Origin of the sequence: Acetobacterium wieringae (genome assembly GCF_023700225.1) — a bacterium.
GTDB lineage: Bacteria > Bacillota > Clostridia > Eubacteriales > Eubacteriaceae > Acetobacterium > Acetobacterium wieringae.
In genome coordinates, this window is sequence record NZ_CP097897.1 from 76381 (window position 1) to 102398 (window position 26018).

Sequence of the window (26018 nt, forward strand, 5' to 3'; positions counted from 1 at the left end):
TATATAATAATGAAATCAAGAGTAAGAAGAAAACCTTTACAAGTGGAAAAATAAGATTTTGATGCTTTATATAAGAGTCTAACATGAGTGGAAAAGGTTGGATGAGGAGATAAAAGGATGGAACCAGCAGCGGCAGATAGTCTATTGATTGTTGGACTTGTGATTGCAGTCGGAATTCTATTGCTATTATTAGTTCGAACGAATAAAAAATTGAAGAATACCAAGACGGAGACAAAAAGCATTAAGAATATTTGTGAAACCTTCATGAACGGTCATGAAACGGTCATCTATTTGAAGGATGAACAATTGAACTACGTCTTTATTAATCAGGCTGCGGAGCCCCATTATCAGAAATCGATACCGGAAATTATTGCTCAGGCCGATCCAATTCAGGATGTCGAAGCTTTAGGCCCGTCAATTATTGAAACGGATCAGCAGGTTATCACGACTCGAGAAGCGACTGAATATGAGGAAAAATATAAAAACCGGATTTATAAAATAAAAAAATTTCCGGTCGAATTAAAAAATAACCGGATTGGGGTCGGCGCTTTTATTCGAGAAATCACCGATGAAGAAAAATTGATAAAAAAACAGGAGCGGGTACTCTTTCGCAACAAAATTCTGGTGAACGTTTTAAGCAAGAAGTTCAGGAATGATCAAAAGCAGCTGGACTATGTTTTGCACGAAGCCCTGAAACTGACTGATAGCAACAGCGGCTTTATCTGTTTTTATGATGAAAAGAAACGGCAATTTACTCTCAAAGCCTGGTCTAAAGGCCTGATTAAAGGGGCGGATATGACGCGTCCAAAGCAGAGCTACCAACTGGAGGAAGTCGGGCTGTGGGGGGATGCGGTACGGCAGCGCAAGCCAGTCATCATAAATAACCAAGTCGACAACTTAGCATCAGAATGGGGACTTCCCGGGGGATCGACGATTACCGGCAATTTTATCGCCGTTCCCATTTTTATTGATGAAAAAATCACAGCGGTGGTGGGCTTCGCCGGTAAAGTTGACGAATATGGCGATAATGATGTGTATGAAATAACCGTATTAATGAACGGGGTCTTAACGAATGTGGAGCGGCGGAATATTCAGAATAAATTGTTTGCCGAACGCAGTAAATATTTCCAGACCCTGATTTCCATTGGCGATGGGGTAATGGTGGTGGATCCCCAGGGTAAGATCGAAATGCTCAATAAGGTGGCCCAGCAACTGACCGGTTGGACCAATGAAGATGCAAAAGGGCGGCATTATCGGGAGGTTTTTGTTTTATCGCACGAAGATAGCCATCAGGAAATTGCAGATACCATCATTGCGGCGATGGCGACTGACCAGACCCAGGAACTTAAAAATCATGCCGTTTTAACAGCCAAGGATGGATCGGTTTTTCACCTGGAAGACAGTGCGGCGCCGATTAAAAATGAAAAGGGTGAAACGGTGGGGATTGTGCTTGTTTTTCGGGATGTTTCCGAGAAAAAGGAGCAACGTAAAGAGATTGAATACTTGAGTTTTCACGATGCTCTGACCGGGCTTTATAATCGTCGTTTTCTGGAAGCGGAGTTATTACGATTGGATACCGAAAGAAATTTGCCGATTTCGATTATCATGGGGGATGTCAACGGCTTAAAGCTGACCAATGATATTTTCGGCCATGCTCACGGAGATATTTTTCTGAAAAAAATAGCCGAAGTGATGCGTCGGGTCTGTCGGTCTGATGACATCATTGCCCGCTGGGGGGGCGATGAATTTGTGATTCTGCTGCCAAAAACCACCATTGAGCAGGCGAAACAGATTAAAAAGCGGATTAAAACCGAATTTGCCCAGGATAGCGTCAAGCTCATCCGGGGAAATATTTCACTGGGCTGTGCGGCTAAAACAGCGATGAACCAGAGTATTATGGAATGCCTGGAATTCGCTGAAGAACGAATGTATGCCATCAAGGTGCTGGAACGGGATGATTTTAAGAGCTCAACCCTGGATTCAATCGTCACCAGCCTGCAAAGTGATTGTCCCCAGGAAGAGGAACATGCCCAGCGGGTTAGTCAATGGTGTCATGATCTGGGAGTGTCAATGGAACTCCCCCATGTTAAAATCAGACGGCTGAAACTGGCCGGTTATTTTCATGATATCGGCAAGATTGTTTTGCATAAAGATTGTCTGCAAGAGCGGAGTGAACTTACCGAGGCAGAAAGGACTGAGATCAGGAAGCATCCAATTATGGGGTATCGGATTCTCAATGCTTTTGATGATACCATGTCCCTGGCCGATGCGGTGCTGCATCATCACGAACGATGGGATGGGTCTGGCTATCCCAAGGGTTTAAAGGGTGAAGAAATTCCTTTTATTGCACGGGTTGTTGCTGTGGCCAGTTATTATGATCGCCTGACCTCGGCCCAGGCGGGTGAGGCCCTGGGAGCAGAGCAAAATCCCCTGAACCAGCTGGAGCAATTGGAAGGGCATTTTGATCCGGAAATTAAACGTGAATTTATCAACATGATCAGAAATATTTCCAACTAGTAGCTCGCAGTCAGAACATCAACAAGCCATCTGGATCAAAAGATCCGGATGGCTTTTTTCAGGTGCTGTTTTTGGGGCTGCAGCAGTTTAGAGGATCACACTAAACCGGGCCCAACGACCGACTTCGCTGCTTACTTTAATTTTGCCCTGATGCTCGCAAACAATCGCTTTGGCAATGGCCAGCCCCAGGCCATAGCCGCCGGTAGCCTTGGAACGGGATTCATCGTAGCGGTAGAAGCGCTCAAAAATCTTATCCCGCTGATCGTAAGGAATTCCGGCACCGGTATTAAATACCTCAAGATGGATTTTATCACCAATGCGCTTAAGAGTGAGCTCAATTTGCCCATCATCATTGGTATGTTTAATGGCATTGTCAATCAGGATGGCGGCAACCTGTTTGATCTGATTGGCATCACCCTGATAGGTGATCCCGTCCTCAATTTCGAGAGCATAGTTTTTATGCGCCTCAAAGGCAATGCTCTCGAAACTTAAGGCAATGCTTTTTATGGCTTGGCTCAAATCAAAGGTTGAGGTAACCCCGTGCGTTTTGTCGGCGTCCAGCCGGGCCAGTGTTAGCAGGTCATTGACCAGGGTATTCATCCGGTCGGTTTCAGATTGGATATAGCCAAGATGTCGATTTGTTCCGATGTCTCCGGCTAAAACATCGGCGTTGACGCTGATAACGGAGAGGGGTGTTTTGAGTTCATGACTGGCATCCGAAATAAACCGCTTCTGTTTTTCAAAGGCGTCGGCCACGGGTTTAACCATCAGGTTGGCCAGAAAAAGCGAGACAAAGAAAAGCACCAGCAGGGTGATGCTGCCAATGATCAGGGAGGTGGTTAGCAGCCGATCCGCCATCGCATTGGAAATCCGTTGATCGACAAAAACCAGCAGTTGTCCATAGGGTTTGTCAACAACCAGATAGCGGTAACCGTTAAGGGCGCCGGAAACTTTGTTTTTGCGAGCATCTGATTTGCCAGATCCAGAACCTCCTGAGATACCTGGCTGGTATCGCTGCTGCCATTGATGGTGAAGAGGTTAGTCGCTGCATTAACCTTAACCGAGTAGGTTTTTTCCCGCTCAAAAATATCTGGTGGCAGGGGATTAGCCGCCCCTGGAGTTCCCGGAGTAGCCGGAGGAATCACCCCATCATTGTCGGCCAGCACTGATAACAGAGAAATACTCTGACGTTCACTGGACTGGTAGTTGAAATAGTTGATGGAACCAAGAATCAGGGCAAAAACCAGCGATAGGATAATCATAATCGTTGCCACAAAGCGGCGTTTCAGGTTTCTGATCATCATGCTTACCCTTGTACCGACAACTCCAGATAATAACCGATCCCCCGGTTAACCTTAATCTGGACCTGAGATCCCACAAAACTGATCTTTTTTCGCAGAAACGAAATATAGACCTCCACATTATTATACTCAGCTTCGCTGTCAAAGCCCCAAACCTTTTCAATCAACTGTTCCTTGGAAATGATCTGGCGGGAATGGATCATCAGGGTTTCCAACAGCAAAAATTCCTTCAAACCCAGTTTTACCGTCGTATTGCCACAGCAAAGCTCCCGGTTTTTTTGTCGTAAGGTCAGATCGCCCCAGCCCGGATCATTCGTCACCACCTCACCTTTGCGTCGGGTCACCGCCCGGATTCGGGCCAGCAGTTCCCCGGTTTGAAAAGGCTTGGTGAGATAGTCATCCGCCCCCCGATCCAATCCGGCAATTTTATCGTTCAGCTCGGCTCGGGCCGTCAGCATCAGCACCGGAGTTTCAATTTTAGCCTTGCGCAGCTCCTGTAAAACCGCCAGGCCGTCTTTACGGGGCAGCATAATATCCAGAATAATCAGATCATAAATCCCGGTCAGGGCATTATCCAGACCACTTTCGCCATCCATGCAAATATCCACGCCATAATTTTCTTTGGTAAAAATTGCTCTCAGGGCTTCGACCAGTCCCCATTCATCTTCCACCAGTAATAGCCGCATGCTAAAAACACCTCCTCGTCCCAATCGCTATTTTTTATTATAGCATCTTTAATTGAATGAAGCTTGAACTCCAGCTTAAGAGATTCTTGCTTCAATCTTTATTCAAGCTAGCCTCACTATCATAGGTTTTGTTAAGAACGTGTTAAATCACAAAAGGAGGTACGACATGCAATTTCGGCATGAACACAAACATTATATTAATTATCTGGATTACCTGGTTCTGCGCAGGCAGCTAAAAGCCGTGATGCAGCCCGACGTCAATACCGATGAAGCAGGCGAATACCAGATTCGCAGTTTGTATTTTGATAATTATCGGGACGTGGCGTTGCAGGATAAGATCAGTGGGATCAACCATCGGGAAAAATTCAGAATCCGCTGTTATAACAAAGACTTTGCCTTTATCAATCTGGAAAAAAAGAGCAAGATCAATGGCCTTTGTGCCAAGATCAAGGCCAATATTACCAGGGAGCAGGTTGAAGCGATTCTGGCCCATGATACCGACTGGATGGCTACAAGTTCAGAACCCCTGGTGGTGGAGCTCTATTCCAAAATGAAGTCGGGACAGCTAAGGCCCAAAACCATTGTCGATTATAAACGGGAGGCCTTTGTTTATCGACCCGGAAACGTCCGGGTTACGATTGACCGGGACATCCGCACCGGTCTTTTCAGCACGGATCTGTTTAATCCCGACTTACCCACCATTTGTGCCGGGGATCAGCAGCTGCTGCTGGAAGTGAAGTATGATAACTTTATTCCCGCCGTGATTGCCGATCTCATCCAGCTGGATGGCCGAAGACAAACGGCTTTTTCAAAATATGCAGCCAGTCGGATTTACAGCTGATTTTTTGTTTAACAAATTCAATCAAGAAAACTAGGCATTTGCGAAATTAAAAAACACCGAACAATAATTGCTTTGTGTGCAGTTTCCACAAACAATTTTGTAACGTGTAGGCGGACAGTTCAGAGAACTGTCCGCCGTACAGTGTAAAAATTGTTTCGTGCGAAACTGGGCGCAAAGCTCACGGCAGTTTCGCAATTACCTATAACGCAAATCAACAAGGAGATCTAAATGAGTTTTAACGATATTTTTAAGTCAAATTTTCTGGACAATGTCACATCGGTATCGATGATCGATATCGCCATGGCCATGATTCTGGCCTTTGGGATTGGCGTATTTGTCCATCTGGTTCATAAAAAAACCTATAAGGGGGTGATGTATTCATCCGGCTTTGGAGTTACCTTAATTGCCCTTTGTATGATCACCACCTTTGTGATGCTGGCGATTACCAGCAACGTGGTACTGTCCTTGGGGATGGTCGGGGCGCTTTCGATTGTCCGGTTTAGAACGGCGGTCAAAGAACCCTTGGACATCGCCTTTGTTTTCTGGTCGATTGCTGCCGGGATTGTCCTCTCGGCCGGGATGATTCCCCTGGCGATTCTCGGTTCGGTATTGATCGGGATCATTTTGCTGGTGTTTGTCAACCGCAAACCCAACGAGATGCCCTATATTATCGTGGTTAACTGTAGCGATCGGGAAGCTGAAGCAGAAGTGAAAAAATTCATCGATGCCAGTGTTACCAAAAGCATTATCAAAAACAAAACGGTTTCCCGGGAGGGCATCGAACTGAATATCGAGGTGCGACTCAAAAATGATAACACCGACTTTATTAACCAGGTGGTTGAGTTGAAAAATGTCAATCATGCCGTTCTGGTCAGCTATAATGGCGAATTTATGAATTAAGCGAGGTGACCCGATGGCCGATCACAAAAATATTGAACGGATTTGCATCATCATTGGTATCATCACCCTGATGTTCGGACTGGTTTTCGCCTATTTTGGCGAAAGCCTGGGGATCACCGTCAGTGGCAGTACGGACTTGAGTTATGCAACGACATTATTTGACGACAGCATGGTTCATACCATCGACATTGAGATTGCTGAATCGGATTGGAACAATCTGCAGGAGAATGCCGCCGATGAAGAATATCAGCTTTGTACCATTACCGTTGATGGCGAAACCCTTGACAATGTGGCGATTCGGCCCAAGGGCAATTCATCGCTTACCAGCGTGGTCTCGTCGGATTCGGAGCGCTATAGCTTCAAGATTGACTTTGACAAATACAGTGACGGTTTAACCTATCATGGTTTGGATAAGCTCAATTTAAACAATATCATTTCGGACAATACTTATTTAAAAGAATACCTCAGTTATGACATGATGGCTTATATGGGAGTAGCGGCACCGCTAGCGAGCTTTGCAAAAGTGTCGGTAAATGGTGAATATTTTGGTCTCTACCTGGCCGTGGAAGGGGTGGAAGAAGCCTTTGCCCAGCGCAATTACGGTTCGGATTATGGCAATATCTACAAACCCGACAGCATGCAAATTGGGGGTGACAAAGAAATGGGCGATGGTGAAAAGCCCGATATGAGCCAGATGCCGGAACGGCCGCAGGGAACCGCTGACAGTCAGACAACGACCGACCAAAACGGTGCTTCCCAAACTGCTGATGGGTTTCAACCACAAAACATCGGTACACCTCCGGAAATGAACAGCGAGACGACCGGTCAGCCCGATCAAACGGCCGCCAATGCTGGTCAGTTTCCGGACATCGGCCAAATGGGAATGGGCGTTAACTCGGGAAATGATGTGGCACTAATCTATTCCGATGATGAACTCTCCAGCTACGAAAATATCTGGGAAGGGGCCGTTTTTGATGTCACCACCAGCGATAAAGAACGACTGATTGATTCCATTAAACAGCTTAATGCCGGGGAAAATCTGGAAACGGTGGTGGATGTGGAAGCGGTACTTAAATATTTCGTGGTGCATAATTTCATCGACAATTTTGACAGCTACACTGGCAGCATGAAACATAACTATTATTTACGGGAAGATCAGGGCCAATTATCAATGATTGCCTGGGATTATAATCTGGCTTTTAGCAATTTCAGTGGTGGCGGCATGGGTGGCGGGACAACAACAACGGCTACCAGCACCGATGAAGCAACAACCCTGGTGAACAATCCCATTGATACCCCGGTATCGGGAACCACCATGGACGAGCGTCCGCTACTGGGTGTCTTGCTTTCCAATGAAGCGTATTTAGAACAATATCATCAGTATTTTCAGGAATTTATTTCCGGCTATTTTGAGAGTGGTCAATGTACCGAGACCATCGATCAGGCTACGGCTCTGATATCGGATTATGTAAAAGACGATCCGACGGCCTTCTGTACTTATGAAGAGTATCAGGCCGGGGTTGCTGTACTTGAGCAATTTTGTACCCTCCGGGCCGAAAGCATCAGCGACCAGCTGGACGGAACCATTCCGGCGACCACCGAGGGACAGGCTGCTCAGCCAACGGCGCTGCTCGATGCCAGCAGTCTTGACATTGCGGCCATGGGCAGCGGTATGGGTGGTGGTATGGACCGGGAAATGACAGCACCGACTATGCAAGGGACCGATCAAACGGCCAATGCCGATGCTACCAGTGAGCAGTCAGCAACGGCTCTGCAGTCCGCCAAAGGGCAACCGCCAAACCGACCCGATGCGGATACGACCACGGCGGCAACCAATACGCAATCAACGGCAGAGAGCGATTTGGCTGCTGGTGAAAATCAGACCGGGAATGGGCAAACCGAGTCAGAAAATGCAACAAATCAGCCAGAGGAGCGCACCAGGCCCAGTGATACCACGGCAAGCACGATGGATCTCCCATCCCTGATGCTTCTGGGAGGCTCCTGTCTGGTACTGCTGTTGGGGATTCTGGTGGCAAAGCGTTATAAACGATAAAAAACAGCTTTGCTAAACCAACAAAGCGATAAGTTAAAAGCGACGGGTGCCAGTAGGTAACCGCCGTTTATAAAATAATTGGCGCAATGAAGCGGTTGGTTTAGAAAAAAAGGGGTTTTACAAAGAAAAGATTGACTTTTAGGGTCAATTACCGTATAATCAACAAGCATGAAAAAATTGAATAATTTTTTTGTTCTACCTGAGGAGAGATGTCTGAGTGGTCGAAGGAGCACGCCTGGAAAGCGTGTGTACGTGAAAGCGTACCGAGGGTTCGAATCCCTCTCTCTCCGCCATTTGAAATTAATAAAGAAATCGAATAATACAGCCGTTTGTGGCTGTTTTTTTATACTCTTTGCAGGGTTGACCCCTAAGGTTACCCCAAAGAGATTTTTTGACCCCTAAAGACTCTTGATTAATGCGTCCATTCTTTCAAAACTTTAGGCTCATTGGCTAGCCTCTTTTTATAGGATGTTTACCGCCATTTTTAGAAAGATTGAGTTCAAACGGCGGTTTAAGACGCATGCGTTTTTCCTTTATGGGCACAATCGTCAAAGTCATTCCTAACGGTTCCAAAATTTTCAGGACTGTTGTTAATTTGGGATCGGTAGAACCTCTTTCCATTCTGGCAATCACTGGCTGTCTGACACCACTTAATTCTTCAAGCTTTTTCTGGCTAATCCCTTTATCATGGCGTGCTTTAATGATTTCACCCATGAGAGCAACCCTTAAATCTGATTCCAGAATTTCTTCAGGTGTAAAAATTTCTTTTCTGACATCGGTCCAGCTACTACCAATTGCTTTATTATTCATTATTTTCACCACTTTCTTTTAAGAATGCCAATTCTCGTTTGGCTTGTTCGATTTCTCGTTTAGGGGTCTTTTGTGATTTCTTTATAAATTGGTGTAGCAATACATAACTACCATCTACCCAGGCGACGAAGAAGATTCTATTTCTTAAGGGCCTGATCTCCCAGATTTCGCTCTCTAAATGTTTGATGTATGGCTCACCGATCTTTGTACCGTATTTACTGAGCATTTGGATGTAATCATTGATCTTATTGAGATTAACACGGCTGTCCTTATCGTTTTTTTTGCTTAATTCTCTGATGAAATCCAATACTGGCTCATTGCCTTTTGGGTCTTTATAAAAAAGTATTTTGTGCAAACCTCACACCCCCTGTTTATATTATAATAACTCGCGAGTTATTGTTTGTCAATTGCTAAGCACGGTCTGTTTTAATTAATTTTATGGGTTTAAACTATTTACATCACGGTTTATAAATTAATTTACGCCATTAATGCCACGAACCAGAAAATAAAAAAAGAGGGCGTCCTCTCCTGATAGGCCTATAAAGATGTGCCCAATTTTCGGCCAATCTTTTGCGGCTCTGGTTCCTCTTCCAGGTATTCAATGATGACGCCCGGCTGGCATCGCAGGGCCTTACAGAGCTTATCAATGATGTCAGCTTGAAAATCTTATCATTTCTGAGTTTGGTCATTGTAGGGGGTGATATTTCAGCTTTTTTCTAAGGTCTGCGTCTTTTATTTCCCTATCTACCAGTAAGTGAAACATTTTTTTATAAGTTATCATTATGGGCACATCTTTGGTTTTTACATTAAACTACAGAAGTCTAAAAAAATAAGGCGATCGCTTAATGTTTAAAATGAACTTTAATAGAAAGGAGCCCCCCTCACTATGTATAAGCTATCAGAAATCGCAAGAACCGCCAATAGACTGGCCACCACTGGCTTAACAACAAAAGAATCTGGAAGCTGCTAAAGTAAAACCCTTGTTGTTAAAGGTGTCATCCAGGGGAAACGGCAAACAGCAATTAATCATATGAAACATTATGACCCATCAGAAGTAACCATCAGTCTGAAAAGTAACAACAGCGGATATTTTTTAGACTGTTATTGTTTAGGATTGGACATTAGCGAGTTTGTCAGGATCGCATGGCAGGCATTTGGAATTGCGGTCAGGGCTTGCTAATTTGGAGGTATTATATCCAGTGCAAAGGATGTTGAGTGTATGAGGTAAGTGAAAAAAAAGTGTTTTTAGGTGTACTTATTGTAATTTTTCTCATGCGGGAGTATAATTATTAAAAAACTGTGTGAGAGGTTTTAAAATGGACGTAATAAAATATGTTATATTATTGGATACAACAGGTGGAGGGGTTAGTGCTACAAATATTATTACTTTAATTGCTGCGATGGTTGCTGCAGTGGCTTCATTTGGTGGCGCGTGGATGGCGTATCGTAGTAACAAAAAGGCTTTAAAACAGCAGAGAGAACTTGCAGATGAAAATATGGAGCAAGCAAGGAAAGATAATGAGAGATTACTACAACAGCAAAAGGAGCTTGCGGAAAAAAATATACAGTTAACAGAAACTAATAACAATAGCACCCTAGAACAACAGAGAATGATCGCAGACAAGAATTTTGAAATTACAAAAAAACATAACGCTGATTCATTGAAACAGCAAAGAGAAATTGCTGCGAATAATATTCAAGCTGACGTGGTATCAAAAGCTAGAATAGACTGGATACAGAAAGAAAGGGACTATTTGAGTGACTATATGTCATTAGCTTCTAATATGCAATCTTATTTTGCTGTTTGGCTAGCCGACGTGAAGAGAGATGAAAAATACAAGACAACAGAAAGCTTTTTAAAATACTGCGAGCATCCAGTTAAATTTCAAAATTTGAAAAATATTCTTATAATGAGCTTAGGACCGGATGATAAAAAAGAAGAATATAACAACGAAAAATTTATAGAATTAATAGAAAATGTGTATGCTAAAACTGAAAAAATGGCGGAGGCTTTAGTACAAGAAACTGATACAATGGCACTGCGTGAGGAGTTGAAAGAATTAACTAAATTTGCCAGAAACTATTTCAAAAATGAATGGAATAAAGCGAAAGATGGGAAATAGAATTCTTGTGGCTCTATTTTGGCTCTAAAAAATTAAAGAAATAGAAAAATAAATGTTAAAACAACCCATAAGTAAAGACAAAGTGAGAAATATGTATGGATGAGAAGATAAAAAAACGTATAAATAAAAAATTCGATTATTCTAAAGTATGTCAAGATTTAAAATACTATGATAATTTGAATACGGTTGAATTAGAAAAAGAAAAGATGTATTTAAAAATCGAAATAGAAACTGAGAAAAAATACAATCGTGAATTTTTTTTTGCTATAGTTGCAATAATGGTTGCTGCAATAAGTATAATTATAACTAGTGTTGGAAATTTAATGACCGTTTCAGAAAAATTAGTTTCACTCACTGAAATAATGAGCGAAGGTAATGAAGAAATGTTAACATTATATCATGAAGCTTTAAAAGCGTATGCAGAATCAATTTCACAAAATGTTGAATCTAATAAGCTTTATTTGATTATTATAATATGTATACTACTGTTTTCATTATATTTATGTTTTACTCATATAGGTAAATGTAGACAATATGGAATTAGAGTAGCAATATATGAGAAGGAATTAGAATATGTAGGAAAATTGATTGAAGAAAAAATGAAAATTGCAAACCAAAAGGTAAAAGCTGGTACTGAGAAAGATGAAAAAAATGTTAACGGATGGGGAATGATACTTATTTCATTAATTTCTTATTTTCTTATTAAAAAAAATGATAGATAAAATTAAGTATCTTTTATATAATTTGCTGGCGTGCATGAGTTGAACAAAAGCAAACCGTATTTTCTGCCCCGACTACCCCAACTAGAATATTTTAGAAGGGCTTAACATTTTTTTGAGATTGCTTGTAAATGGCTTTGTTATGGGGTTTTATTGACTTGTTTTGTTTGCGGTTTATGCGATTTTTCACTTATACAATAATTCGAATCCCTCTCTCCGCCATTTGAAATGCCGTATTGCAGCCGTTTATGGCTGTTTTTTTATACTCTTTGCAGGGTTGACCCCTAAGGTTACCCTTTAGCGATTAAAACCTCCGATCAGGAAAGAAGCAGAGCCGTACATCCCGACCATCACTATTTCGGTCGAACTCGGATCTGAATCAGGTTTTTTACATCTTCAAGAATCTGTTCTGAGGTAACGGGGATCATCAGCCAGCGGCCTCCGGCAGCAAAGGGGGTTTTTTTAAACAGGACCTGAATTTCTGGGCTGGCTTGAGGAAGGTAGGCTTCCGTTTCGTTAAGTTCTTTGTTTCCAATTACGACCAGGGCAATAAAATAGCCATCCATGGGGTAAAGGACACAAAGTGATTTGCTGCTTTTGCGGTACTTCAGATTCCAGCCGCGCTGGGCGGAGCAACGGCTGTAATTCATGACCGGTTGGATATGATAGGTGGTTTCAATAAAGCTTTGCAAATCAACCCAGAGCGGATTATTGACAAAATTGATCATCTCGGTCAGGGTTGGTTCATGATCCTGTTCAAAAGATTGACTCCATTCCATGGGGAACCTCCAATATTTTCAGGTAATTGTAGAAAGGATAACCGCCGGGCAGTTACAGGCCCGGAGTACGCTCCCAATTACCGGTAATCTCATCATTAAATCTATCACCATCAGCCAGACCGGTCAAGTCAATTTGACAAAAAATAAATCGTTTAGAGGCGGAGGTGCGCTTTATTTCGGGGTTGGAGGTTGAGATAGTCGGGATTATATGGCAACAAAAAGGAATATAAAGAATCAGCGAGGCGAAAAGATGAAAATCTCATCGATTTTTGAGGGCGACAGGCGTATAATATTAACAGCGATATCAAATCGAATAGACAAATGATACCGGTGCAGGTCTAAAAAAGGGTGCGACTTGCTACCGCCGCCATCCCCACCGGGGATGCGGTAATACCGTGACTTTTGTCAAAGGGCAAAGAGAATTGAGAAGGGGGGGTAAAAAATGTGTGGTCGATATATTCTATACTCTGAGAAAGAGGAAAGCGCGATCAAGGCGATTGTTGAGGAAGTCAATAAAAAACACCATGGGGCGATAAAGAAAGGGGATATTTATCCAACCGATCTGGCCCCGGTTTATGTGTCCGGTCCGGATAAGCAGGGCACCGCACTTCGGCTTCTGAAGTGGGGGTATAATCGACATTATCAAAAAAAGACCCTGCTGATTAATGCCCGCTCCGAAACGGTGCTGGAAAAAGTGGCTTTCCGGGATGATTTTATTAAGCAGCGCTGCCTGATTCCAGCAGTGGGTTTTTACGAATGGAATGAAAAAAAGAGCAGTTTCGTTTTACCAGTGGTGATGAGCTTTTCTATCTCGGGGGCTTTTTTCATCGCCAGGCAGAGGGCATTGATGAGTTTCTGATTATGACAAAAGCACCAATCAAACTGGTGGCGGAAGTTCACAACCGGATGCCAGTAGTGATCTCCGTCGATCAGGGCAGGGAGTTTCTGGATTCCCCGGAAACAGCGATGAAAATCATCAGCGAAAATCAGGTAGTTCTCAAAAAAGAGTTGATTCAGGGTGAAAAGCAATGTAGCTTCATCGATCTGTTAGCCAATGATGCACCGCAAATGAGTGATTATGATGGGCAGTGACGAGTGATCCGGAAAAGAAACTGAAAACGGCATAGCTGTTATAAATGCGCATGAAAGGAAGTGAACAACCATGACTAAAATTGTTGAGGTCAACTCTATTGAGTCCTATATTGGTCAATTCCCGGCAGAAGTTCAGCAAATCCTTCGGGAGATCCGCCAGGTTATTAAAGAAGCGGCCCCCGAAGCGGAAGAAAAAATCAGTTATCAGATGCCGACTTTTTATCTGAACGGCAATCTGGTTCATTTTGCGGCGTATAAAAATCATATCGGGTTTTATCCCGCCCCATCGGGTATCGAAAAATTCAAGAAAGAATTGTCAAAATATAAAAGTGCCAAAGGCTCGGTTCAATTTCCCCTTAATCAGCCAATTCCCTTTGATCTGATCGAAAAAATCGTTAGATTCAGAGTGGCAGAGAATCAGGCGCTTAGAGAAAAATGATTTGAATTTGGTCTATCTGGAAAAATTATCAAAGGTGTTTAAGGATAGTATGAAGAAAAGTATAAAAACGGGGATCTTTTTCAATCGGAGGAAATAAATGTCAGAAAAAAAGATACAGACACGAACAGGAATTAAAGGGCTATTGATACTTCTGTTTCTGATCAGCTCGCTGTTGGTACTTTCGGGTTGTGCCGAAAAGAAAGCAGTGCTTATTGGAAATTGGGAATTAGTGCCCAGTGAGGGGGAGTTAAACGATACTGCAATGACGGGTTATGTCTTTGGCGAAAATGGGTCTGTCACTTTTTATAACGGTTATGATGGAAAACTGACGATTTCGGAAGGTCAGTGGCAGATCAGTGGTATTAACAAAAACTATCTGGAGTTATTTTTAGATGAAGTTGACACACCAGAGCGGAATATCCGGTTTAAAGTAGCGGATGAAACCTTATATTTCTTTTCGGATTCCGGAGAAGGAAAAACCACGTATGATAGCTGTTATAAAAAGACGGATCAGTTTAGTTTTGAAGCATTAATCGCAGCGGCTAAAAAACAGAAAGCAAAAGAAAAACAGGATGCTCAACTGTTTTGCACCTTGTCACCGACGGAAATCATCGAGCAGCTAAAAGCAGCGGGACAACCGATTGGGCAAGTTGTGGTTTATACCGATCCTGACTATGCAACGGGTTTATTAAAACAGCCCAATCTCCAATTGGCCCAGGCCGCCCGCTTTGAAGATACCTCCATTGAGCAGGCGGAAAATCAGATTGAGCCCATCGGCGGATCGGTGGAAGTTTATAAAGACTATGCGGTAGCGAAACAGCGCTATGATTATTTGACGGTCTTTTCTGATGCGGCAGGATCCACCTATCAGATTGGAAATGTACTTTTACGGCTTGATAATGCCTTGCAATCAGAAAAGCGGGCGCCATATGAAGACGCATTTTTGAGGATTGTAAAATAATCCGAGCCACCGAATGGAATTACCGAAACAATGGGGAAAAGAAAGATAAAACGATCAGTGGCTGTAATTCATGACTGGCTGGATATGATAGGTGGTTTCACTAAAGCGTTGTAAATCAACCCAGAGCGGATTATTGGCGAAACTGATCGTCTCGGCCAGGTTTAAAAAAGGAAACATGTTCCTTTTTTAAATATCCAATTCGGGCGGGATGTCTATTTCATCCGAGACATATTTCCCGTTTTTTTTCCGTTGCCGTACGCATTCGGATAAGAGGTATTCGATTTGGCCATTAACGGATCGAAAATCATCCTCGGCCCAGGCGGCATGATGGCATCATAAAGTTTTGGGGAAAGCCGGAGGGGGATCTGTTTTTTTTTGTTATCGGCCATGATCCTAATAAAGACTCCCTGAATTTATAATTGGCTGGGCATCATGATTACCGCATAAAACGACTAAGAGGTTTGACACCATGGCGGCTTTCCGTTCTTCATCAAGCACCACCACTTCATTTTCATTCAGACGGGCCAAAGCCATTTCCACCATTCCGACAGCACCATCAACAATCATTTTACGGGCATCAATAATGGCTGAGGCCTGTTGTCTTTGCAGCATGACGGCGGCAATTTCGGGGGCATAGGCTAGGAAGGTGATGCGGGCATCCACCACTTCAATCCCGGCTTCATCGACCCGACTCTGAATTTCTTCTTTGATTCGTTTAGCCACGGTTTCACTGGAACCGCGCAGGCTGCCCTCGTCGGCAATCCCGTCGCCGGTGGTATCGACATTGGTGGTCACATCGTAGGGATAAAGTCGCACAATGTTTCGCAGGGCGCTGTCGCACTGCAGGGATAAGTATTCTTTGTAATTGTCAACATTAAAGACAGCCTTGGCGGTGTCGGTAATGCGCCAGGTAACGGCAATGCCGATATCGATGGGGTTACCAAGACAATCATTGATTTTCTGGCGACTATTATTAAGGGTCATAATCTTTAAGGAAATTTTACGTGAGGCGGGTTCGGCCGCTGCCGCATCTTTATCCCCCTTCACATCACCGCTTTGGATTAAACGGGTTTTGGCTGCCGGATTAACGGCGCTACAGAATGGATTGACAAAATAAAATCCCGGTTCCCGGATGGTACCGACATAATGACCAAAAAGGGTCAGCACCAGAGCTTCCTGAGGTTTAAGTACTTTCAGCCCCGGCCAGAGCAGCCAGGTGGTGCAAAGCAAAATAAGACAAATAACAATCACAATGCCACTACCGTCAGTGGCAATTGTGGCGATAAGACCGACAAGGGCTGCGGCATAAATGAGCAGCGAGATCAGGAATACCAGCATACCATGCTTTTTGCCATGGAGAATTTTCTCGTCCATAATAAATACCTTCTTTCAATATGATATCAAAATAATATCATAACGATATTTATTAAGCAATCTTTTTTTGAGAAAAATGACGCCCTGAGAAAAGAAATTGGCATAGCGATTAAGAAAAATTATTGTTTCGACAGCGATATTATGAGATGATGAGACATAAATTATAAAGAAAAAACAAGCAATTTCGGCAATGAAAGAATTTTTTAAGCTAGGATACGAGGAGAAAAAGCGTGAAGTTTATATCATGGAATATTGATTCATTAAATGCGGCATTAACCGGAGAGTCACCCCGGGCGCAATTATCGCAGCAGGTATTGGAAAGGATCGCCACACATCAGCCCCAGGTGATTGCCATTCAGGAAACAAAACTGTCGGATAAGGGGCCAACGAAAAAACACTTTGAAATTCTGAGTGACCGGTTCTCAGATTATGAAATCGTCTGGAGCAGTTCCGTCCAACCAGCCCGTAAGGGCTATGCCGGAACCATGTTTTTATACCAGAAAGATCTGACCCCAGCTGTTACAAGGCCAGTCATTGGCGCACCAGGTACCATGGATGCAGAGGGTCGGATCATCACCCTGGAATTTGATGATTTTTATCTGACCCAGGTTTATACCCCAAACGCTGGAGATGGCTTGAATCGTCTGGCTGATCGTCAAATCTGGGACCAGAAGTACGCCGATTATTTGGCTGCTCTGGATCAGAAAAAACCGGTCATTGCGACCGGTGATTTTAATGTCGCCCATCAGGAAATCGATTTGGCCCATCCGGAAAATAACCGTCGCCTCCGCTGGCTTTACCGATGAGGAACGGCAGGGTTTCAGCCAGCTCCTGGCCAGAGGTTTTACCGATAGCTTTCGTTTTTTGCATGGCGATGTGACCGGCGTTTATTCCTGGTGGGCGCAACGGGTTAAGACCAGCAAAGTCAACAATTCGGGCTGGCGGATTGATTACTGGTTGGTCAGTGATCGGATTGCTAACCGCATTGTCAAATCGGAAATGATTGATTCAGGGCCACGACAGGATCACACACCATTACTGTTTGAACTGGACTAGTTTTTAGTGATTCAGGGTTTTACGGTAGCGGCTTAGGCGACAAATAGGTCATTTGGGCATTTGTCAGAAAGGGCAACGGTTGTCAGCGGACACCAGTCGATACGAACAAGGGTGAAAGCGATGCTGCTGCTAATAAAAAAGTTCTGGTTGCTTGGGAGCTTTGAAATTAGTGTGAAGCCGGTTAGCAGCGTCATGAACCGGCCCCGGCTTAATTGATCGGGCTTGGGTGGGACATTTTTTAATACAGGCGCAGCAGGTGATGCATTTTTTATGATCAATCTGACGGCTATCCTGGGGATTAATGACAGCGGTGGGACAGATGCTTGAGCAGCGTTGACAGTTGTTACAGGCAGGGCTGACAGCGATAAAATCAACATCCCAAAGGGTCGTTTCGCCACGATAGGGTATCTGGCCCGGGGGCGAGATCAGGCAATTGCGGTCAGGGTTTGGGTGTGTAAGCAGCTTATCCTTAATTTTTCGACCAAAGCTTTCGGCCAGCGCCAGATCACTTGGATTGGGTCGGTCGGCGGCAATGGGTGTTTCGGAACTTGAAAAAGAGTGTTCGCCAATAAAAGCTCCGGCGGCAATGGGCAGACAACCATTGCCGATGATGATGTCCCGCAGTTCCAGCAAGGCATCATCATAGACGCGATTGCCATAGACTACCACACAAATCGTCGGCGTGTTTGTGGCATGAAGCGTTTTTAACCAGGGGCCAATCACTTCCGGGACACGCCCCATGTAAACGGGGACGCCGATGAGCAGGATGTCATCAGTGGCGAGTAGAAGGGGTTGGCTCCGTTGTTTCGGTCGGGTGATATCGATCGTGATCAAATCGCCGGGATTAAAACCTTGGGCAATGGCATTCAGAATTTTTTCGGTGGTACCGGTCGGTGAAAAACTGACCAGTTTAAGGGTTTGGTAGTTCATGATTTGCCTCCAATAATAACTTTTTAATCAGAATACAATAAATGCGATCATGTTACCAGAAGAGTAATTATACTAGTATCAATACTAACAGGAAGGAGCAGGGAAATGGATGGTGAACAGCGAAACAGAGAACTGGGTGATTTTCTAAAAAAGCGCAGACAAAGCATGACACCAGTGGGACTTGAGCTTGAAGCGCTTGCACGGGGCAGGACACCGGGACTAAGAAGAGAAGAAGTGGCGCAAATGGCGGGGATCAGTTTAACCTGGTATACCTGGCTTGAGCAGGGGCGACCCATTCAGGTGTCGACTTCGGTGGTGGAGAGCCTGACCCGGGTATTGCAGCTTAATGAGGAAGAGCGAACTTATCTTTACCGCCTATCCAACCAGCCTCTTCCGTCGGAAAGTTCCAAACGTCAGCATCTGATCAGTCCGGCATTGCAACATGTTCTGGATAGTCTTTGCCATTGTCCGTCGTTGATCACCGACCAGCGATGGAATGTCATCGGTTGGAACGATGCGGCTGGCACAATCTTTGGTGATTTCGATGAGATGAATGAGCTTGAGCGAAACATCGTCTGGGCCATGTTTACCGATGCAAAATATAAAACCATGTTTGTCGACTGGGAACACCATGCCAAAGGGATGGTGGGACGCTTCCGAGCAAGCTGCGGAAAATTTGTTGATGATCCCTGGTTTAAACAGTTTGTTGAGGACCTCAAAGCCGCAAGTACCGATTTCAATTGCTGGTGGCCACTCCATGAGATAAAAAATAATGGCGAACTCTATAAACAATTGATACATCCCATTGTTGGCCGCCTGGATTTTGAAATTAGCAATTTTGATGTAGCGGATCATTCCAACCTCAAAATGGCCGTGCATATTCCCGAACCTGGCACCGATACCGATGACAAAATGGCCTATCTGTTGAAACTAGCCAGGGAAAAAAGTGATGCCTGCTATACGAAAGGTGAAAAAAAGCAAGGCTGATTCTCTGTTCGTGATTAAAACCTAAGAAACCAGGTCTAACAATTGTCGAATCTCGTAAAAAGCAAGAATACACCGACATAACGATTCACAACAACTTCGGAGGGCAGAAAGATGACATATTTGATTAAATTTTTAAAAACAAAAAAAGCGCTGTTGTTTTTAATCATACTGGCCACGGTAATCCAGTCCTTTAGTATGCTGGCGGTGCCCTATTTTGCGACCAAAATGATTGATGATGGGATTCTCAAAAATGATCTGATGGCAATTGTGCGATTGGGCTTGCAGATGCTGGCAGCGGTTGGGTTATCAGCCCTGATTTCCTTATGGGCCAGCTATATGAGTGCCGATTTAGCCGCCCTTTCAGGAAAATACCTGCGGGATCGGATTTTTGACAAAACCCAGATTTTATCAATCCGTGACTTTAATCACTTCAGTACCGCTTCAATGATTACCCGGGCAACTGGCGATATCACGGTGATCCAACAGACGGTGATTATGCTGGCCCAAATGGTTTTGCCGGCACCGATTATTGCGGTGACGGCGATTATTATGACGATCGCCGTGAGCCCCAAATTGGTAGCGATTCCGATTTTGGCCATGGTTTTTTTCATGTTGGGTATCTATGTAATTTTTATCAAGGCCAGTCCGATCTCCAAAACCATCCAAATGCGACTGGATAGCATTAACCGGATCATGGGCGAAGCGATTACCGGGGTGCGGGTCATCCGGGCCTTTGATAATTCCGAATTTGAGAGAAATCGAACCAATGCGGCCTTTTTAAATTACGCCAATAACGTGATTAAACTGAATAAGACCTTTGCGGTATTCAGTCCGCTGATCTGGTCAGTTGTGGGAATCAGTTTGGTAGCGGTGTTATGGTTTGGCAGCTTTCTGGTGCTCAATGGCGAAATACAGGTTGGCGGCATTACCGCCGTCTCAGAATATACCATTCTTTTGCTGATCGCTCTGATTATGTCGTCGATGGTTATGGTTATGTTGCCTAAAATGAAGGCTTGCCTTGATCGTACCCAGGAGGTATTGGATACGATTCCGGAAATAAACGATGTGACCGTACCGCAATCCAGAAGAAATCCGGCTGATCCCTTCAAAATTGTTTTTGATCAGGTTAGTTTTTCCTATCGGGGTGCCGAGGAGGCGGTTCTTAAGGAAATCAGTTTTGCCTGTGAGCAGGGAAAAACAACGGCCATTATCGGTGGCACCGGTTCGGGCAAAAGTACCATTGCCAGTCTGATGCTGCGTCTTTATGATGTCGCCAGCGGCACCATCACACTCGAAGGGGTGGATATCCGCCAGATTTCTCAACATGAGCTGCGGGAAAACATCAGTTATGTACCCCAAAAAGCGCTCCTTTTTAGTGGCACCATTGCCGATAATCTGCGGATGGGAAACAGTCAGGCCACTCAGCAGGAACTGGAACAGGCGGCCCAAACCGCCCAGGCCCATGACTTTATTATGGAGACTGCCGAAGGCTACCAGCGATCGGTGGCCCAGGGTGGCACCAATTTTTCCGGCGGCCAGAAGCAGCGGTTATGCATTGCCCGGGCGCTGGTAAAAAAAGCCCCGGTTTATATTTTTGACGACAGTTTTTCGGCACTCGATTTTAAAACCGATGCGGCGCTGAGACAAGCCTTAAAAAAAGAGATGGCTTCGGCAGCGGTGGTGATCGTCGCCCAGCGGGTCAGCACGATTATTGATGCTGACCAGATTATCGTGCTGGAGGCCGGTCGGATGGCTGGTATTGGTCGGCATGCTGAACTGATCAATACTTGCCTGGTCTATCAGGAAATTGTGGCATCGCAGCTGTGCGAAAAGGAGGTCGGCAGTTTATGAGGAAACGGCGAAAAAAACCACAACAGCAAAAGAAGCAGGCGTTTAATCCCGAAGTAAAACCGGAAATGGAAGATATTCCGAAAAATACCAAGCTGGCGGGAAAACGCTTGATGGGGTTGTTGCTGCAACAAAAATGGGCCTTGCTGATCATTTTGCTGGCGGCAGTAGTCAGCAGCGGACTCTTTGCTGTTACCCCGATCATCATGGGCAAAGCCCTGGATCAGCTGATTCAGGCCATTCGTGCAAATGGCCTGGGTGGCAGTTATGAACAGCTGGCAAAAATTGTCGGGTTGCCGCTGCTCTTGTTGGCGCTGGCCTATCTGATTGGGGCAGCGGTGGCCTTTGTTCAGGAGTATACCATGGCCAGTGTCGGAGAAAAGCTGGCCTTATCGATGCGGGAGAAAATAAGCGAAAAAATTACCCGGTTGCCGCTTCATTATTACGATGCCAATGAAACCGGCGAAATATTAAGCCGCACCACCAATGATCCCGATAAGATTGCTGAGATCTTAAAAACAGGGGCCTTACAGTTTGCCAATGCCCTTTGCAACCTGGTTTTCAGTGTGGTGATTATGTTTGCACTGAGCCCGATTATGGCGGTGATCATCATTGCGACGATGTCGCTTAGCGTTTTTGCCACCAAAGCGATTTCCCAAAAAACATTGGCAATTTTCGCTGAAAATCAGAAAGTGTTAGGGGAACTTAACGGAAAAATCGAAGAATATTATACCGGCAATCTGATTATCAAAAGCTTTAACCAGCAGGATATGGTCACGCAAACCGAACGGGAGTTAAGTGAACGACAGTATCAGGCCAACAAAAAATCACAATTTGTGATCTATGCCATCTATCCGGCGATCCGTTTTCTGACACAACTCAGTTTTGTGGTGACGGCCATTGTTGGCGGGATCTTTGCCATTAACGGCAGTATGACCATTGGAACCGTGCAGGCTTTTTTGCAGTATGTTAACCAGATTGCCGATCCGATTACCCAGGCATCTTATTTTATCAATTCAATGCAGGCGGCGCTGGCCTCAGCCGAGCGGGTTTTTGAATTTCTGGACGAAGCCGAAGAGCTGCCGGAAACCAGCAACCCCATAGCGATCACAGCGCCAGACGGGGCGGTGGCCTTTGAACATGTCCGCTTTGGTTATAAACCCGGGCAATTGTTGATGCAGGATGTCAGCTTTACCGTCAGACCCAATGAGATGGTGGCCATTGTCGGGCCCACTGGTGCCGGTAAGACCACGTTGGTTAATCTGTTGATGCGCTTTTATGAGCTGGAAGGCGGAACCATCTCAGTCGATGGCATTGATGTCAAGAAACTGTCAAAAAGTGGGCTGCGCAGGATGGTGGGGATGGTACTTCAGGATACCTGGCTTTTTAAGGGTACCATTGCAGAGAACCTTGCTTACGGCAAAATGGATGCTAGCCGTGAAGAAATCATTGCGGTCGCCAAGGCGGCCCGCTGTGACCATTTTATCCGAACCTTGTCAGAGGGCTATGATACAGTGATTTCCAATGAAGAAGGAACGGTTTCCCAGGGTCAAATGCAGTTATTAACCATTGCCCGGGCGATGCTGGCCAATCCGGCCCTGATGATTCTTGACGAAGCGACATCCAGCGTTGATACCAAAACCGAACTGGAAGTCCAGAAAGCGATGGTTCAGAGCATGAAGGGCAAAACCAGTTTTGTGATTGCCCATCGGCTGTCCACGATTAAGTCCGCCGATCTGATTCTGGTAATGAATAACGGTACCATTGTTGAAAAAGGAACCCATCAGGAGTTGTTGGCTGCGGATACATTCTATGCTGATTTGTATAACAGCCAGTTTAATCATCTGGTGGGGTAGTGGCTACCCGGGTGCTAGAAAATGGTTGTTTCGCAAGGCATGTCAAGAACGGTTTGAAGTTCTGGTCTATAATCAAGTCAGGAGGTGAGAAAAATGGAAGAGGCACAGGTTATTCAGGCGGTGCAGCGGATGCAGGAGTATATCGAAACGAATCTCCACCGCAAGATCACCTTGAAAGAACTGGCCAATGTAGCCGGATATTCGCCCTGGCATGCGGCCAGGCTGTTCAAAGAGGTTACGGGAAAACCGCCTTTTGACTATATCAGGGCCCTGCGTCTGACGCAGGCAGCACTTCTTTTGAGAGATGAGGAGGTGAAAATCATCGATGTAGCCATGGATTTTGTCTTTGACTCCCATGAAGGCTTTACCCGGGCATTTTCCCGGGAGTTTGGAATGGCCCCCAGCAAATATGGTCGTCAGACGCCGCCAATCAAATTGTTTATGCCTCAGAAAGTTTTTGATACCTACCAGTCGATGCATAAAGGAGAGAATAAAATGAGCGAAAAAAAGGAAACCAAAACGGTATTTGTTCAGGTAATTGAGCGACCAGCCCGGAAGCTTTTGTTAAAGCGGGGTGTCAAAGCAACCGAGTATTTTGGCTATTGTGAAGAAGTTGGTTGTGAGATCTGGTCGGTGCTCACCAGCGTCAAGGAAGCTTTATACGAACCCATCGGGATGTGGTTGCCCAGCCATCTGATCCGGGAAGGGACATCCCAATATGTACAGGGGGTGGAGGTACCGCTGGATTATGCCAATTTCATTCCGGAAGGATACGAGCTGATCGAGCTGCCGCCCTGCACGATGCTGGTTTTTCAGGGCGAACCCTATGACGACATCGATTTTATGGCTGAAATCGGTGCGATCTGGGAGCATGCTAAACGCTTTGATCCAACCGTTTACGGCTACCAATGGGCACCCGAAGCAGCACCGCGATTCCAATTGGCACCGATGGGCTACCGCGGCTACATTGAGGCCTATCCGGTTAAAGCCATTAGCAACAGCTAGTCTGATCGACAACCAACACCAGACAAGCCGGTTCAAAGCGGAAGAAAAATCTGTCTGCTTTGAACCGGCTTTTTAGCGCAGGTGTCAGGGTAAAGTATAAAAGAATGGCCAGGTTTGTTATTCCACCGGTTTCCATTCCGAATTCATGCTGAGCTTAAAGTCATTCCACATAAAGGTCATGGTTTTCCAGACAACCCGCTTGGGAATGATTTCTGTCATTCCGGCGCCATAGAATTCATATTGGGACTGGCCTTCCCGATTGGGCTTATATTCATTGTGAATATAGTCACTTAAGGTGCCTTCAGCGTAGAGGTCATCTTCAAACGTGTTCATGCCAATTTCAGTGAGATCACCATCGTATAGAATCGTTCCGTCGTTATTGGTGAGCATGAAGTTGACATCTTTGCCGATACTTTCCAGATTGGTCAGATAGGCCGCAAAATCATAGAGGCGTACCTGGGTCACAATATATCCGGCAATCTGACCATCCTTTTCAACGGGGGTTACAAAGGCCAGCAGCTGCATCGAGGGAGACTGATGATCGGCAAAGGTCAGGTCGGTGATAAAAGGCTGTTTTTGCTGGCTGATGGCTGGAATGTTCTTATCATAAAGATCAAAGGAAATACCCTTAAAATAAGTGGGATAGGCGTTGGTAATGAGGTTTTGATTATTGACAAAGGCGACATTTTTGGCAATTGGGCTTTCTTTGGCAATGGCGGCTAAGGCGCTGGAGAAAGCGTCGCTATTTTCACCGGATTGTTGATAGGCAGTCACAGCTGCCTTGGTGAGGTTTTCGAGCGTTGTGAATTCACTATAGATAAAGGTGCTGGCGGTATCCAACCAGGATAATTCCTCGTCAGTAAACTGGCGCAGGTCACCTTTGCTGGTTGTGGATTCACCTGTACCAGGTTCGGAATTGACATAAATCCGCAAATCCGAGCCAAAGGCGCTAACAGTGTCCCATTTTACTTGTTTTTGCACGGGGTCATTCGTGCCGACGGCATTATAGGTATAGGTTCCTTCGCCCTGGGCATTGGGGATCATTTTATTTTTGATCAGAGTTTGAAGCTCAACAAAACTGCTGTAAATGGGATCAGTTAGAATATTTTTGCCAATTTCGGTCATATTGCTGGTGTAGACATTGGTTCCGTTGGTGTCGATGACGCCGAGGTCGAGATTCTGTCCAATGGTCAGTTTACTGAGTTCGGCCCCAAAGCTATAAGGATCGATGTAGGCGATTACCCAACCACCGTTTTTGATCGGTACTGAAGCATAGAGGTAAGGGGTGTCATCAGTGGAGGTGTGGGGTTTGATAACCATCGCCGGGGTATCGACAAATAGTTCAGGATGGCGGTTGATGCTTTTTAAATTGAGACCAATAAAAGGGCTGTCCATTTTCGTAGCGACCTGGGTCACATTGGAATCGGCATCACAGACCAGGATATCAAAGAAATAGGTTTTACTGTTGAGTTGTTTGTTCATCAGTGAATAGGCTTTCTCATCACCGGCCGGGCTTTTCCCGACGGAAGTTCCGATTTCTTCCAACATCGTCTGGATCTCGTCCATTTCCGTCTGTAGTGCAGCTGTTGCATCAGAAAGGGTATCGGGATTACCGTTGCTGGATTTGGTTGTTGCACAGCCACTTAACAGTAGAGCCAGGATAAGTAATAAGGGCAGCAGTTTTCTTTTCATTGGGTGACTCCTTTAGTTTATTTTGCTTTTGCAAATGTTTTGCAAAAGC

At 44.9% G+C, this 26018-nt stretch carries 23 protein-coding genes, 1 tRNA gene and 3 pseudogenes; 16 read left to right on the forward strand and 11 right to left on the reverse strand.

Annotated features, from left to right (window positions below):
- The first annotated feature begins 117 nt into the window (after window positions 1–117).
- Window positions 118–2517: an HD domain-containing phosphohydrolase gene (locus CHL1_RS00405; protein WP_250934310.1), complete on the forward strand. Its 2400-nt coding sequence runs from the start codon at window positions 118–120 to the stop codon at window positions 2515–2517.
- Window positions 2518–2604: 87 nt separating this feature from the next.
- Here CHL1_RS00405 and CHL1_RS00410 read toward each other — a convergent pair whose 3' ends face one another.
- The 3 genes from CHL1_RS00410 to CHL1_RS00420 are packed head-to-tail and all read right to left on the reverse strand — an operon-like array spanning window position 2605 to window position 4504.
- A complete protein-coding gene (locus tag CHL1_RS00410; protein WP_250934311.1) occupies window positions 2605–3375 on the reverse strand; it encodes a sensor histidine kinase in 771 nt (256 codons plus the stop codon).
- Window positions 3357–3821 carry a hypothetical protein gene (locus CHL1_RS00415; protein ID WP_250934312.1) on the reverse strand — a complete coding sequence of 155 codons (465 nt, stop codon included), beginning with the start codon at window positions 3819–3821 and terminating at the stop codon, window positions 3357–3359. Before CHL1_RS00415 ends, CHL1_RS00410 begins: the two co-directional genes overlap by 19 nt.
- A 2-nt stretch (window positions 3822–3823) precedes the next feature.
- Window positions 3824–4504 carry a response regulator transcription factor gene (locus CHL1_RS00420; protein WP_250934313.1) on the reverse strand — a complete coding sequence of 227 codons (681 nt, stop codon included), beginning with the start codon at window positions 4502–4504 and terminating at the stop codon, window positions 3824–3826.
- A gap of 166 nt (window positions 4505–4670) precedes the next feature.
- Here CHL1_RS00420 and CHL1_RS00425 point away from each other — a divergent pair, with 166 nt between their 5' ends.
- From CHL1_RS00425 to CHL1_RS00440, 4 genes are all read left to right on the forward strand, one after another.
- Complete coding sequence (locus CHL1_RS00425) at window positions 4671–5345, forward strand: polyphosphate polymerase domain-containing protein (protein ID WP_250934314.1); 675 nt, start codon at window positions 4671–4673, stop codon at window positions 5343–5345.
- A 228-nt stretch (window positions 5346–5573) separates the two neighbouring features.
- Window positions 5574–6245: a DUF4956 domain-containing protein gene (locus CHL1_RS00430; RefSeq protein ID WP_148636901.1), complete on the forward strand. Its 672-nt coding sequence runs from the start codon at window positions 5574–5576 to the stop codon at window positions 6243–6245.
- 13 nt (window positions 6246–6258) lie between these two features.
- Window positions 6259–8298 (forward strand): CotH kinase family protein, encoded by a 2040-nt coding sequence (locus CHL1_RS00435; protein ID WP_250934315.1) that lies wholly within the window; start codon window positions 6259–6261, stop codon window positions 8296–8298.
- Between the two features lie 203 nt (window positions 8299–8501).
- A tRNA-Ser gene (locus tag CHL1_RS00440) sits at window positions 8502–8591 on the forward strand.
- Between the two features lie 157 nt (window positions 8592–8748).
- Here CHL1_RS00440 and CHL1_RS00445 read toward each other — a convergent pair.
- From CHL1_RS00445 to CHL1_RS18455, 3 genes and pseudogenes are all read right to left on the reverse strand, one after another.
- Window positions 8749–9108 (reverse strand): helix-turn-helix domain-containing protein, encoded by a 360-nt coding sequence (locus CHL1_RS00445; RefSeq protein ID WP_084633667.1) that lies wholly within the window; start codon window positions 9106–9108, stop codon window positions 8749–8751.
- Window positions 9101–9463, reverse strand: a complete 363-nt coding sequence (locus CHL1_RS00450) for a type II toxin-antitoxin system RelE/ParE family toxin (RefSeq protein WP_250934316.1) — start codon at window positions 9461–9463, stop codon at window positions 9101–9103. The genes CHL1_RS00445 and CHL1_RS00450 overlap by 8 nt, the downstream gene beginning before the upstream one ends.
- Before the next feature lie 182 nt (window positions 9464–9645).
- Window positions 9646–9762: pseudogene (locus CHL1_RS18455) on the reverse strand (helix-turn-helix domain-containing protein); the annotation flags it as partial.
- Between the two features lie 662 nt (window positions 9763–10424).
- On the opposite strand from CHL1_RS18455, the gene CHL1_RS00455 reads away from it, so the two are divergent.
- Together CHL1_RS00455 and CHL1_RS00460 are read left to right on the forward strand one after the other, a co-directional pair.
- Window positions 10425–11231 (forward strand): hypothetical protein, encoded by an 807-nt coding sequence (locus CHL1_RS00455; RefSeq protein WP_250934317.1) that lies wholly within the window; start codon window positions 10425–10427, stop codon window positions 11229–11231.
- 95 nt (window positions 11232–11326) lie between these two features.
- A complete protein-coding gene (locus CHL1_RS00460) occupies window positions 11327–11953 on the forward strand; it encodes a hypothetical protein (protein WP_250934318.1) in 627 nt (208 codons plus the stop codon).
- A gap of 350 nt (window positions 11954–12303) precedes the next feature.
- Here CHL1_RS00460 and CHL1_RS00465 read toward each other — a convergent pair whose 3' ends face one another.
- Entirely contained in the window at window positions 12304–12729 is a 426-nt protein-coding gene (locus CHL1_RS00465; protein ID WP_250934319.1) for a DUF3788 domain-containing protein, read from the reverse strand.
- A 442-nt stretch (window positions 12730–13171) separates the two neighbouring features.
- Here CHL1_RS00465 and CHL1_RS18395 point away from each other — a divergent pair.
- The 3 genes and pseudogenes from CHL1_RS18395 to CHL1_RS00485 all read left to right on the forward strand — a co-directional run bounded on the left by CHL1_RS18395 (window position 13172) and on the right by CHL1_RS00485 (window position 15221).
- Window positions 13172–13821, forward strand: a pseudogene (locus tag CHL1_RS18395) (SOS response-associated peptidase).
- Between the two features lie 70 nt (window positions 13822–13891).
- Complete coding sequence (locus tag CHL1_RS00480) at window positions 13892–14260, forward strand: iron chaperone (protein ID WP_250934322.1); 369 nt, start codon at window positions 13892–13894, stop codon at window positions 14258–14260.
- A 97-nt stretch (window positions 14261–14357) separates the two neighbouring features.
- Complete coding sequence (locus CHL1_RS00485) at window positions 14358–15221, forward strand: hypothetical protein (protein ID WP_250934323.1); 864 nt, start codon at window positions 14358–14360, stop codon at window positions 15219–15221.
- Window positions 15222–15407: 186 nt separating this feature from the next.
- On the opposite strand, the pseudogene CHL1_RS00490 reads toward CHL1_RS00485, so the two are convergent.
- Window positions 15408–15610 (reverse strand): annotated as a pseudogene (locus tag CHL1_RS00490) (type II toxin-antitoxin system antitoxin).
- Window positions 15611–15614: 4 nt separating this feature from the next.
- Window positions 15615–16595: an SPFH domain-containing protein gene (locus CHL1_RS00495; protein WP_228877997.1), complete on the reverse strand. Its 981-nt coding sequence runs from the start codon at window positions 16593–16595 to the stop codon at window positions 15615–15617.
- Between the two features lie 230 nt (window positions 16596–16825).
- Between CHL1_RS00495 and CHL1_RS00500 the strand changes: the two genes are divergently transcribed.
- Together CHL1_RS00500 and CHL1_RS00505 are read left to right on the forward strand one after the other, a co-directional pair.
- The gene (locus tag CHL1_RS00500; RefSeq protein ID WP_250934324.1) at window positions 16826–17401 is read left to right on the forward strand and encodes an exodeoxyribonuclease III; all 576 of its coding nucleotides are present in this window, start codon (window positions 16826–16828) and stop codon (window positions 17399–17401) included.
- The gene (locus CHL1_RS00505) at window positions 17331–17651 is read left to right on the forward strand and encodes an exonuclease/endonuclease/phosphatase family protein (protein ID WP_250934325.1); all 321 of its coding nucleotides are present in this window, start codon (window positions 17331–17333) and stop codon (window positions 17649–17651) included. The genes CHL1_RS00500 and CHL1_RS00505 overlap by 71 nt, the downstream gene beginning before the upstream one ends.
- A 129-nt stretch (window positions 17652–17780) precedes the next feature.
- Here CHL1_RS00505 and CHL1_RS00510 read toward each other — a convergent pair whose 3' ends face one another.
- Window positions 17781–18581 (reverse strand): 4Fe-4S binding protein, encoded by an 801-nt coding sequence (locus CHL1_RS00510; protein ID WP_250934326.1) that lies wholly within the window; start codon window positions 18579–18581, stop codon window positions 17781–17783.
- 105 nt (window positions 18582–18686) lie between these two features.
- On the opposite strand from CHL1_RS00510, the gene CHL1_RS00515 reads away from it, so the two are divergent.
- The 4 genes from CHL1_RS00515 (at window position 18687) to CHL1_RS00530 (ending at window position 24277) form a co-directional block, all read left to right on the forward strand.
- On the forward strand, window positions 18687–19568 hold the full coding sequence (locus tag CHL1_RS00515; protein ID WP_250934327.1) for a helix-turn-helix transcriptional regulator: 882 nt from the start codon (window positions 18687–18689) through the stop codon (window positions 19566–19568).
- A 111-nt stretch (window positions 19569–19679) separates the two neighbouring features.
- Complete coding sequence (locus CHL1_RS00520) at window positions 19680–21419, forward strand: ABC transporter ATP-binding protein (protein WP_250934328.1); 1740 nt, start codon at window positions 19680–19682, stop codon at window positions 21417–21419.
- A complete protein-coding gene (locus CHL1_RS00525; protein ID WP_250934329.1) occupies window positions 21416–23272 on the forward strand; it encodes an ABC transporter ATP-binding protein in 1857 nt (618 codons plus the stop codon). The genes CHL1_RS00520 and CHL1_RS00525 overlap by 4 nt, the downstream gene beginning before the upstream one ends.
- Before the next feature lie 93 nt (window positions 23273–23365).
- Window positions 23366–24277, forward strand: coding sequence for a helix-turn-helix transcriptional regulator (locus CHL1_RS00530; RefSeq protein WP_250934330.1), 912 nt, complete (start codon window positions 23366–23368; stop codon window positions 24275–24277).
- A gap of 117 nt (window positions 24278–24394) precedes the next feature.
- Here the strand turns inward: CHL1_RS00530 and CHL1_RS00535 are convergent, their stop codons facing one another.
- On the reverse strand, window positions 24395–25969 hold the full coding sequence (locus CHL1_RS00535; RefSeq protein WP_250934331.1) for a hypothetical protein: 1575 nt from the start codon (window positions 25967–25969) through the stop codon (window positions 24395–24397).
- Between the last annotated feature and the right edge of the window lie 49 nt (window positions 25970–26018).